8 protein-coding genes are annotated in these 11,344 nt (G+C 50.4%); 5 read left to right on the top strand and 3 right to left on the bottom strand.

Annotated features, from left to right (window positions below; genetic code table 11):
* The first annotated feature begins 113 nt into the window (after positions 1-113).
* The 5 genes from ACFQZT_RS09595 (at position 114) to ACFQZT_RS09615 (ending at position 7,622) form a co-directional block, all read left to right on the top strand.
* Positions 114-1,484, top strand: a complete 1,371-nt coding sequence (locus ACFQZT_RS09595; RefSeq protein WP_379299024.1) for an alpha-L-fucosidase — start codon at positions 114-116, stop codon at positions 1,482-1,484.
* A 136-nt stretch (positions 1,485-1,620) separates the two neighbouring features.
* Positions 1,621-2,907 (top strand): alpha-L-fucosidase, encoded by a 1,287-nt coding sequence (locus ACFQZT_RS09600; RefSeq protein ID WP_379299026.1) that lies wholly within the window; start codon positions 1,621-1,623, stop codon positions 2,905-2,907.
* A 36-nt stretch (positions 2,908-2,943) separates the two neighbouring features.
* Positions 2,944-3,966: a carbohydrate-binding family 9-like protein gene (locus ACFQZT_RS09605; RefSeq protein WP_379299028.1), complete on the top strand. Its 1,023-nt coding sequence runs from the start codon at positions 2,944-2,946 to the stop codon at positions 3,964-3,966.
* A gap of 6 nt (positions 3,967-3,972) precedes the next feature.
* A complete protein-coding gene (locus tag ACFQZT_RS09610) occupies positions 3,973-6,582 on the top strand; it encodes a transglutaminase domain-containing protein (protein ID WP_379299030.1) in 2,610 nt (869 codons plus the stop codon).
* A 5-nt stretch (positions 6,583-6,587) separates the two neighbouring features.
* Complete coding sequence (locus ACFQZT_RS09615) at positions 6,588-7,622, top strand: glycoside hydrolase family 18 protein (protein ID WP_379299032.1); 1,035 nt, start codon at positions 6,588-6,590, stop codon at positions 7,620-7,622.
* A 190-nt stretch (positions 7,623-7,812) separates the two neighbouring features.
* Here ACFQZT_RS09615 and ACFQZT_RS09620 read toward each other — a convergent pair whose 3' ends face one another.
* Genes ACFQZT_RS09620 through ACFQZT_RS09630 form a run of 3 tightly spaced genes read right to left on the bottom strand, consistent with a single transcriptional unit; the run spans position 7,813 to position 10,463 of the window.
* On the bottom strand, positions 7,813-8,553 hold the full coding sequence (locus ACFQZT_RS09620; RefSeq protein WP_379299034.1) for a polysaccharide deacetylase family protein: 741 nt from the start codon (positions 8,551-8,553) through the stop codon (positions 7,813-7,815).
* A gap of 57 nt (positions 8,554-8,610) precedes the next feature.
* The gene (locus tag ACFQZT_RS09625) at positions 8,611-9,792 is read right to left on the bottom strand and encodes an MGDG synthase family glycosyltransferase (protein WP_379299036.1); all 1,182 of its coding nucleotides are present in this window, start codon (positions 9,790-9,792) and stop codon (positions 8,611-8,613) included.
* Entirely contained in the window at positions 9,789-10,463 is a 675-nt protein-coding gene (locus ACFQZT_RS09630; protein ID WP_379299038.1) for a phosphatase PAP2 family protein, read from the bottom strand. The genes ACFQZT_RS09625 and ACFQZT_RS09630 overlap by 4 nt, the downstream gene beginning before the upstream one ends.
* Between the last annotated feature and the right edge of the window lie 881 nt (positions 10,464-11,344).

Consider the following 11,344-nt stretch of genomic DNA (forward strand, 5'->3'; position numbering starts at 1 on the left):
CTGTTTCCTTTCAATGATACCAACAAATCGCTCTTTTGGACATAGAGGTAGAAATGAGGAAGTCGAAGTTTGTAGAGAACAAAGTCGTAGAATTCAAGTATTGGAGGTATACGATGAGTGAGAATAAAGAGCAGGTAGTTGAACAAGGCGTACACAATTACAGCAGCGAAGAGAATTGGGTGAAGCCGGAGGATCCGCTTCTGCTTGAGCGCCTGGAATGGTTCAAAGACCAGAAGCTGGGTCTGATGATGCATTGGGGACCGTATTCTCAGCTCGGCCTCGTTGAATCATGGGCGCTAAGCGATAAGGATGAGGAATGGTCGCGCAACGAGATCGATTGGGATATTGATGCGGAAGAGCTTAAACGTCAGTATTTTGCCTTAAACAAGACGTTCAACCCCCTCCGCTTTCAGCCTGACTTATGGGCCGAGCTCGCTGCCGAGAACGGTTTCAAATATTTGAATTTTACAACCAAACATCATGACGGCTTCTGTATGTGGGATACCCATACGACCGATTACCGCATCACGGGGCCGGATTGCCCGTTCCATACGCATAAGTATGCGGATATCACGAAGCAGCTGTTCCATGCTTTTCGCGCGAAGGGCCTTGGTATTTCCGCCTACTTCTCCAAAGCCGATTGGCACACACCTTACTACTGGGCACCGGGGATGCAGCCTGGAACCTTCACGTCGCGGGGACCGACTTATGATCCGAAAACGTATCCCTGGCTGTGGGAGCACTTCGTACAGTTTACTCACGAGCAGATTATGGAGCTGATGACGAATTACGGCCGGATCGATGTACTGTGGCTTGATGCCGGATGGGTCAACGACTACCGGGATCAGAACATCAGACTGGGTGAAGTCGTGGAAAAGGCCCGTCAAATTCAGCCTTGGCTTCTCTCGGCGGACCGCACGGTCGGCGGCCCTTACGAGAATTTGATCACACCGGAGCAGACGCTGCCCGATCGCGCACTTCATGTGCCATGGGAGAGCTGCATTACGATGGGATCGGCGTTCTCTTTCCGTTATGAAGACAATTATAAGTCGGTACGACAGCTGATTCATTTGCTCGTTGAAATTGTCGCTAAAGGCGGCAATCTGGCTCTCAATGTGGGACCGCAGCCGGACGGGCGAATATCCAAGACGGCCATTTCCCGGATCAAAGGCATGGGGGCGTGGCTGCAAGTTCATGGCGAGGCCATCTATGGAACGCGCATTTGCGAGCCGTATTCCGCAGGTCATGTCCACTTCACCCAAAAAGAAGGTACAACGTATGCCTTCTACCTGTACAAGGCGGAGAATGAGGCCGTTCCGGAGGAGCTTCACCTGCCGATCCAAGCGGATTTCAGCCGTATAGATTTGGTTGGCGGTCAGGAGATGCTTGAATACCGCCTTACCGAGAGCGGAGTTGCTATCCGTCTTCCGGACAAGGAACGTCAGGGATTGGCTCCAATCGCACATGTATTCCGGATGAAATAGATTAGTGGATAAGAGTCCCAAAAGACTACTGCTCATTCATCTCATTCAAAACTGTGAATATAGAAGTTCCAAAAGACTCTTATCCACCAAATATGCAATTGACTCAACGAATACACCCGGAAAGGTGCGATGCGACATGCAAAAATGGTTTGAGGACGCAAAACTGGGAATTTTTATCCACTATGGTATCTATGCTGTCAACGGGATTGCCGAATCATGGTCGTTCTATAACGGGAGAATCTCCTATAAAGATTATATGAAACAGCTGGACGGCTTTACGGCGTCGAAATTCGATGCGGATCGTTGGGCCGAACTGATTGAAAAATCAGGCGCTAAATACGCGGTACTGACGACAAAGCATCACGACGGTGTAGCCCTTTGGGACACGCAGTTCAGCGACTTGAATGTTGTGAAAAAGACGCCGGCGAACAAGGACATCATCAAGGAATATGCGGAAGCCATTACGAAAAGAGGTCTTCGTCTCGGTATGTACTATTCGTTGATCGACTGGTCGCATCCCGATTATCCGAGCGTATACGAAGGCGGCAAGGTCCCTGAGGATCTCAGCAAGGTCAACCCGCACTCCGGTCCAACGGATGGCATTCAGAATCAAGCAAAATGGCAGAAATTCCTTGACTTCAACAATAATCAACTGCGCGAAATCCTTACGGGCTATGGCAAGGTGGACCTCCTGTGGTTCGATGGCGACTGGGAACGGAGCGCCGAGCAATGGAATTTACCTGAATTCAAGCATTACCTTCAGTCCTTTAATCCGGATATCATCATCAATTCACGGCTGCAGGGCCATGGAGATTATAAAACTCCGGAGCAAGGGATTCCGATCACAAGACCGGATGGCCCATGGGAATTTTGTACCACGATCAACTCCTCATGGGGTTATGTGCCGACGGATGACAAATACAAATCACTAAACCAGATTATCCGGATGTTCTGTGACTGTATCTCTATGGGCGGCAACATGCTGCTCGATATCGGCCCTCGGGAAGACGGAACGATCGATCAACGGCAGGAGGATATTCTGCTCGGGCTGGGCGAATGGATCCGGACCCATGAAGAAGCGGTTTTTGGAACGGATGAAGGCATCATGACCCGCTATTATCTTGGGGGCAGCACGATTTCCAAGGACAGAAAGACATTGTACCTTTTTGTATATGACGATCCCAAAGAAAATGTATGCCTGAAAGGACTTTGCAACCCGATTAAAAAGATTACCGTTCTTCATTCGGGCAAAGAGCTTTCTCATGAAATCCATGGTGGCGTTCCTTGGTTCAATATTCCGGGAACGACATGGATTCAAATGACTCCTGAGGATACGCATGAGCAGGTAACGGTCCTGAAGCTGGAATTCGACGATGAACTGGAAATGTACGGCGGCTCAGGAGCCGTTGTCACCCATAACTAGCCGTCAAAGGGATAGATACGAAACGGAGGAAATCGCATGTACGGAAGCGGAGTGCCGGAGCCACAGATTGAATATGCTCCCAAACATTACATATGCCGTCGCGCCCAAGGTCCGCTCACCCTGGACGGCCGCGTGGACAAAGCATTCTGGGCGGCTGCGGATTGGACGAATGATTTCGTCGATATCGAAGGCGATCTGCGTCCCAAGCCCGCGAAACAGACCCGGGTAAAAATGCTGTGGGACGATGACTACTTCTATTTCGCGGCGGAGCTGATCGAGGATCAGATTTGGGCGACGCTGACGGAGCGTGATTCAGTCATTTTCTACGATAATGATTTTGAAATTTTCATCGACCCGGACGGAGATACCCATCAGTATTACGAGTTTGAAATCAATGCGCTGAATACAGTGTGGGATCTGCTGCTGGTCAAGCCTTACCGCGACGGCGGTCCTCCGGTGAATGGCTGGGATATCAGCGGCCTGCGAACAGCCGTGCATATCGACGGCCAGCTGAATCGTCCTGGTTCCGACAACCGGAAGTGGAGCGTTGAGGTGGCGATGCCTTGGGCCAGCTTGCGGGAATGTGCTGCCGGAAGCCGTCCGCCTGCGCCAGGCGAGTTCTGGCGCGTTAATTTCTCCCGTGTCGAGTGGCAGACGGAGGTTCAAGACGGCGAATACCGCAAAGTGCTGAATCCGGAAACGGGCAAGCCCTATCCGGAGGATAACTGGGTTTGGTCGCCGATGGGCATCATCAATATGCATTATCCGGAGTTGTGGGGCTACGTCGTATTTGCAGACGGTGACGGGCCGCAGTCGTTTGAGCTTCCGCCGGATGAACGCATCAAATGGGAGCTGCGCAGGCTCTATTACCGGGAGCGCAATTATTTTGAAGCCCATGGCGAATTTACGCTGGATGTCAAACTCCTCATGGGTGCTGATTCGTGGAGTATCGACCCTATCATCGAGACAACCCGTAGTCTGTTTCAGATTACTGCTCCGTCATCGGACGGTAAAGCCGTGTTCTGTATACGCGAAGACGGAAAGCTATGGAAGGAGTGAAACAAAGTGACCATACAGAATTCAGTATTCTCACTGGATCAACAAACATTGGAGCAGATCGACCGGAAATTCCGCGAGAAGATGATCCTCGCCGAGGCCCGCAAACATGAACTGTTCGATATTTTCGGAGAGGAGCTTACCGAGGAAGAAACCTGGGCCTTAAAGTACTTATTTGCATACATGCCGGTGAATGACTTGGCGGATTACAGCGGATCGTTGTTTTTAAGCCATGTCCGCCAGACGCTGGAAATCCGCAAACGGGTGCCTTGGGGAGATCGTGTACCTGACCACCTCTTCCTCCATTTCGTGCTGCCATACCGGGTGAATACAGAAAATATAGAGGATTCCCGGGGCATTCTCTATAATGAATTGGCAGACCGGACAGCGAACCTCTCCATGGCAGATGCCATTCTGGAAACAAACTACTGGTGCCATGAGAAGGCCACGTACATTGGAAGCGATCTGCGGACGATGTCGCCGCTCGGGATGATCCGGAACGCGCGGGGGCGCTGCGGCGAGGAATCCACGCTGGCGGTAGCAGCGCTCCGCAGCATCGGCATTCCCGCCCGCCAGGTGTACACGCCGCGCTGGGCCCATTGCGACTCTAACCACGCATGGGTAGAAGCATGGGCTGACGGCCAGTGGTATTATATCGGCGCATGCGAACCGGAAGCGGTTCTCAACCAAGGATGGTTCTCTCCCCCTGCCCGGCGGGCCATGCTGATCAACACACGCATTTTTGCGGATTATCCGGGACCTGAAGATATTACCCTAACGGACGAATGGTTTACGGAGATCAACCTATTGGAGGATTATGCGGCGACTCGCACGATCACAGTCACAGTAAAGGACGAACAAGGCATACCGGTCTGTGGTGCTGATGTCCGCTTCGAGCTGTATAATTCTGCTGAACTGTATCCGATCGCTATACTGAGGACGAATGACCAGGGAGAGACCTCATTTAAGACCGGATTCGGCGATCTGGTGATTCGTGCCGTGAAGGACGGCAAGTGGAGTGAAATGAAAACAACGGAGAGCGACCGCTTCGAGCTCGTGCTTGACGCTGTGGAGCAGCCGGTTGGAACGGCGGATTTCGATATGGTCCCTCCCCCGGAACGCGAAGGAGCTGCTGCAGAGGCGCTTTCTGATGAGAAGATTAGTCGTCATAACAGCCGTCTTGAAGAAGGGACGAAAATCCGGACCGGATATGAGCATACATTTCTCAGCGAAGAAGAGGCGTTCAGGCTAGCCCGGGCAGCGGGACTTCCGCAGGATCGGGTATGGGATGTGCTGCAGAAAGCACGCGGCAACAGCAAGGAAATCGTAGATTTCCTTCAGGAACGCTCCGGTGAATATGGCGAGTGGCCGCTGCGGCTGCTGGAGACTCTGAACGAAAAAGATTTGACCGATACGTTCCGTCCTACGCTGGACGACCATCTGATTGGCGCTCTTGCACAGCGCGGAGATTTCGATGAAGCTACATTCGTCGAATATATTCTTTGTCCGCGGGTTCAATATGAAATGATTGTGCCATACAGACAATTTTTCCATGATGCTTTTACCTCTGAGGAATCCGCTTCGTTCAAATCGGACCCTTCCGAGCTTGCCCGCAGACTGGAGCAGGGTTTCGGAATCTGGGAGGACCTCCCCAACCTGAAGGGAAAAGGAAATCCGAAAGGGACTTATAGGCTGAAGAAGGGCGACCCGGTGTCACTGGATATTCTGTTTGTGGCTGTATGCCGCAGTCTGGGTATTCCGGCACGCCTGCATCCGAGCGAACAGAAGCCGCAGTTTTTGAAAAATGGCAGCTGGGAAGACGCTGTTTTCGCTCTAACCTCTGCAGCGCAGCAGAAGAACACAGCTTGGGGAATGCTGCAGTTGCTCCGGGATCCCGAGGCCGGGCAGGACATTCCGGCTGCTTCCTATGCTGAAAACTTCACTTTCGCCCGCCTGGAAAAAGGCGTGTACAAGACGCTGGTCTATCCTTATGGTAAAACCGACGTCTATGACGAGCCGTTCGAGGTGGAACCGGGAGCGTACCGTCTAACATCAGGCATCCGATTGAAGGATGGCACGGTAAGAGTACGCTTTACATACTTCACTGTACGTGCCGGTGAACAAACAGATGTTACGTTAACTTATCGTGAGATTAAGGTGGACATCCCTGTGCTTGGTACTTTAGACTGCAGCAGCTCTATGACCCTGCTTGATGGAACTTCCATCGAACTGGGAGACCTCCTTGGATCAGAAGGAGGCGTAGCCGCATGGATCGAGCCTGAACGGGAACCGACCAAGCACCTGTTCCGCGAGTTGAGTGAACTGGCCGAGCCGTTTGACGAGCTGGGAGCTCCTATTGTTCTAATGATTGGCGATTCGGAATGGACCGCTTCATTTGATCCTGCTAATTATCCGAAGCTGCCGTCACGAACTATTTTTGTACGGGATTCCACCTATAATTCCTTACCGCCTGCTCATGAAGCCGGATTCCCGCATCTCTACGTACTGGACAGAAAGGGTCAAATCCGTTACACATCCTCCGGGTATAAGATTGGCGCCGGGAAGGAAGCTTTGCAAACATTATCGGGTTTACACAAGTCATCTAAAGGATCGGAGTAAAGGATATGTCGAAAGCGTATATTTTGGCAGGCTATGCCGTTGATGCCGTTCTTCCAACGATGACCCGGGAGGACTTATTGAAATTAACTCATTTGAACGTGGCCTTCGGTCATGTCCGGAATCATGAAATTACGATCGAGCATTTGAAGCATGCGGAGGCTGTCCGTGAAATAAAGCGGGAACATCCGGAGCTTACCGTGCTGCTCTCCGTAGGGGGCTGGAGTGCCGGCGGTTTCTCAGAGGCGGCATCCACGGAAGAAGGAAGAAAACGTATGGCTGCTTCGGCAGTTCGGGTACTGAATGAACAGCCTTTTGACGGAATCGACCTGGATTGGGAGTACCCTTGCTATGGGGAGGCGGAAATCGCCTCAAGTCCGGATGATAAAAGAAATTTCACTTTGCTTCTCAAGACGATTCGTGAAGAGCTGGACGCGAAAGGCGCTCAGGATGGACGCCATTATCTGCTTACGATTGCGGCAGGAGCTGACCAATACTACGTAGACGGTACGGAGATGGATCAGGCGCAGCAGTACCTGGATTTCGTCCAATTAATGACTTATGATATGCGCGGCGGTTTTCAAGTACTTACGGGACACCATACGAACTTGTATACGCCGACCGGAGATCTGTTCCGGATCAGTACTGACGCTTCCGTGAATATGTTCATCCGTGCAGGCGTACCGAAGGAAAAGATCGTGATCGGCGCCGCATTCTATTCCCGCGTCTGGAACCAGGTGCCGGACCGCAATCATGGCCTTCATCAAATGGCGGGCAGCACCGGTGGATACGGGCCTGATTTTACCGAACTTGCTGCTGAATATATCAATAACAACGGTTATACCCGTTATTGGGATGAGGAAGCCTGCGCACCGTACCTGTTTAATGGATCCAGCCTCATCTCTTATGATGACGAGAAATCGATTCAGTGCAAATGCGAGTATGTGAAGAATCAAGGACTGGCAGGTATGATGTTCTGGGAGTACGGCTGCGACAGAACGCACCGTCTTCTGGACGCGGTGCATCAGGGACTTCAAGGTTAACAAGACGACAGCCGCGATCTTCTTTAATGCAACATGGAAGAATTGTAGCCGTAGGAAAAAAAGACAGGAAATCCGTCAGCAGTGAGCTGAGGGATCTCCTGTCTTTTTAATTTGATTGGATATTCGTAAACAAAGTGGATAATAGCCTAAAATCGCGAAATGCTCAATAGAAATACAAACACGCTCCTACTCAGGAGCGGATGGACAACGGTTTCTCGCTGCCGGTTTCCACCAGAGGACGGGCCATTTCATCGATTCGCACGCAGCGCGTACCCCTTAGGCTCAATTCTGCCAGTACATCCTCCAGAGCGGTCAACATATGAGCCGGAGCATCCTGATTAGCCCCCCATGTTTCCCCGCAGTCATGGAGCAGCACGACGGAGCCATCCGTAATGGAGCTCAGCAGCGTTGATTTTAACCGCGTACGTCCCACGCGACTGCGCCAGTCTTTGGCCATTAGCGACCATAAGACGAAGGTGTACTGCCTTTTGAGCAGCAGATCGCAAATGTTGAATACGCCCCAAGGGGGGCGATAGTAGGTCGGTTGCTCTCCGGTAATGGACTTGATCTGCGCGGCCGAACGTTCGATTTGCTTGCGTACCGTCCATGGCATCATAAACCAGTTCGATTTATGCGAGTAATTGTGCAAGCCGATTTGATGTCCTTCCCGATGCATGCGCAAAATCAGTTCAGGATATTGTTCGGCCTTGGCGCCCAGCACAAAGAAGGTTGCTTTGACGTTGTACCGTTGTAACATATCCAATAGCTTGGGCGTATACAGCGGATTCGGACCGTCATCGAAAGTCAAGGCAATCTCGCTTGCTTCCGCCCCCTTGCGGAAGACGCCTAAGCCAAGCATGCGAGTAACGATCCAGGGAACTAGCGTATATACCGCGCCGATGGTCATGATGGTAAATGCAAAATGCTTCATCGTTGAGCCTCCTTCCTACCGATCGCTTAGATCAGCTTCAGCGCAGAGTCGAACAGATCATACATTAGCATATGATACATGCAGTCCTTCTAGTTCTCTTCTGTGATGGTGTTTTGTTTCCAAAATGGCTGTTAACGTATGCAGGGCGCCTTCCTTCAGTTGATTGGATTTGGCATTCTTTTTCAACTCATGGAGAAGCGTCCGATTCGCGATCACTTCAAGAAGCTGGCTTTTCAGCTCCGCAGCATTTCTCGCTTCAATCGCAGCGCCTACGCCGACTAAAAATGCGGCGTTATCCTGCTCTTGGCCTGGAATCGGTTTATAGAGCATCATCGGCAGCTCCAGCGCGAGCGCTTCGGATACCGTCAACCCGCCAGGCTTGGTTACAATCAAATCGGACAGCGCCATCAGCTCGTGAATATGATCGACGAAACCTGTAATGACGACCCGGTGACGGGTTTTGGAACCCCCGAACTCCTCCTCTAATTTCTGCTTCAGCTTCTCATTGCGTCCGCATACGAAAATAAACTGCACCGGCGAAGTCAGATCTTCCGATTGAATGACGGATTTGAATTGTTTGCCGATCAAACCGTGCCCGCCACCCATGACCAGCACAGTCGGCATCGTACGATCCAGTTGATGTTTATCCCGCAGTTTCAAGCGGTCATAAGTTTGTGTGAAAGGCAGTCTGATCGGAATGCCGGTCACTACAATATCTTGCTCAGGGATACGGTAGCGCAGCAGCGCCTTCTTCACATGTTCCGCCCCTACCAGATAACGATCCGTGCATGGGTGTACCCAGTAACTATGATCGGTATAATCCGTCATTACAGTAACCGTAGGCACCGTCGTTAAGCCGTTACTTTTCAAATACGACATCGCCGCGGCTGCTCCGGGAAACGTACTGACAACCTCGGTCGGCTTGTATTCGTGGAGAAGATCCAGCATTCGGTCGGTACTGAACGACTTCATTCTTTTGAACCAATGAGAGAACGTATTGTCATCCCTTGTCTTACGGTACAAATATCCGTACACGGAGGGAAGGCTTTTCACCCACTGCATGTAGCAGTATTTGCCAACCGAGTGAAGATACGGGTGCGTCCACTCCAGGTAATCGACGACCTTTACTTCCACCTCCGGGCGATAAAACCGCGCTGCCTCCAGAATCGCTTGCGCCGCTTTATTATGGCCATCCCCCAGCGCACCGGTCAGGATTAAAATTTTTTCTTTGCGAATCATCTTTCTAGACCCCCTTTTATTGGACCACGCTGCACTCCCGCAGCTAGTGGTTTAGCGAACCAACCTTTACGGACTTTATTTACGGCGTACACGACGCCCTCTGCCACCAAAACCGCACCAACGATGTCCAAGAGAACATGCTGTTTCATAAATTGGGTTGAGGCAATGATAAGTAAGGACATTAAAGTAACAGCTGTAGTAACTAGCCTAGATATTTGAGTTGTGCTCAGATAAGCTTTCATCATCAAGTATGAAGTCAGTACATGCGTGCTCGGAAAACAATTAAACGGCTGATCGACGCGATACACCCACTGCACCAAGCGCAGCATCCAATCATCTCCGCTGATCTGAGGGCGCGGAACATACGTCTGGTAAATAGCGTACACAACATAACATAAGAGTAGACCTATTATGAATTGCAGCAGCGTCTTGTAGTAGGTTTGGCGATCCTTGTAAGCCAAGTACATGAATCCGGCCAGTAGAAAAACATACCAAGATACATACGGCACAACGAAAATTTTCAGAAAAGGGATTTGTCGGTCCAGATCCGTAACCAGGCTAAAGTAGCGCTCTCCCCCATGGTTCAAATATACGTAGATGAAACCCACCATCGGGATAGACAACAAAGCGCAACACGCCAGCAGATATGACTTGAGAGATTCCTTTCTCATTCGAACTCCTCGCTCTCTAATACGTTATAGTTATCATAAAACAGAATCAGAGCAGCCAAAACGCACTTTGGTACTGTCTTCATTTAGCCAAAGGTCGTGAGAAAACCTAGACCAAAGGCTAAGTTTTATGCTTGGAATAGATGTCGATGCTCCCTGATTACTGGAATACAGATACTATAACTCGCAAATCTTAAGAAAAAAGAAAGGAAACCCTGATTCTTTTCTTAAGTTCGAAATGAGATAGATCTGGCCGATGACCAGGTCCTTATCTAGAGCCTTTGTAAATCCTCCATCTTCTCTTCTGTAAAGATGAAAAATATCGTCCCTCGGTTTTAAGGTTTTTTCTCATGTATTCTCGCTTATTCGCAGGATTTCAACGGCCTCGTTTAGGATTGTAGGTGTGGCTGTAGCCTAAAGGCACCCTTGAGTTAGGAAAATGCGTATGCGGAAACAGAATAGCACCTACAGGGCTCTCCTCGTGTACGTTTTTTCTGCACGTTTTCTCCACAGTCACCTTGGAGGTTCACCCTCCCACGACTCTACGGGTCTATGCCCTTACATTCCTTCGTTATACCTGTCCAAGGCGTGGAGGCCGATTGAGTTTAGAGAACGGGTCTATGCCCTTAAGGATATTTTCATTCGGTACTCCGTGCTTTCTTTATTGATTTCCTGCGAATAAGCCAATTCACATGATCGAACGAGTCTAATCTTTTTAAGCTGCTTCTTGAATGCTGCTTCTCTCTGACGAAAATGCTTCCCCGCGCTGGACAAGACCTATGATGATCCGCGCCAGTTTTCCTATAAGTTTAAACAAAGAACAGTGTTTTTTCATTCCCTTTTCCTTCGTATTGCTTTGATGCCATTGCCGGAACTGTGAGTGG

The organism is Paenibacillus sp. GCM10027628 (assembly GCF_042676385.1).
Taxonomy (GTDB): domain Bacteria; phylum Bacillota; class Bacilli; order Paenibacillales; family NBRC-103111; genus Paenibacillus_E.

Bases quoted from the DNA above. Each gene is read 5' to 3' on its own strand.
- ACFQZT_RS09630 (WP_379299038.1), bottom strand. From the start codon at position 10,463: ATGAGAAAGGAATCTCTCAAGTCATATCTGCTGGCGTGTTGCGCTTTG.
- ACFQZT_RS09595 (WP_379299024.1), top strand. From the start codon at position 114: ATGAGTGAGAATAAAGAGCAGGTAGTTGAACAAGGCGTACACAATTAC.
- ACFQZT_RS09625 (WP_379299036.1), bottom strand. From the start codon at position 9,792: ATGATTCGCAAAGAAAAAATTTTAATCCTGACCGGTGCGCTGGGGGAT.
- ACFQZT_RS09605 (WP_379299028.1), top strand. From the start codon at position 2,944: ATGTACGGAAGCGGAGTGCCGGAGCCACAGATTGAATATGCTCCCAAA.
- ACFQZT_RS09615 (WP_379299032.1), top strand. From the start codon at position 6,588: ATGTCGAAAGCGTATATTTTGGCAGGCTATGCCGTTGATGCCGTTCTT.
- ACFQZT_RS09600 (WP_379299026.1), top strand. From the start codon at position 1,621: ATGCAAAAATGGTTTGAGGACGCAAAACTGGGAATTTTTATCCACTAT.
- ACFQZT_RS09620 (WP_379299034.1), bottom strand. From the start codon at position 8,553: ATGAAGCATTTTGCATTTACCATCATGACCATCGGCGCGGTATATACG.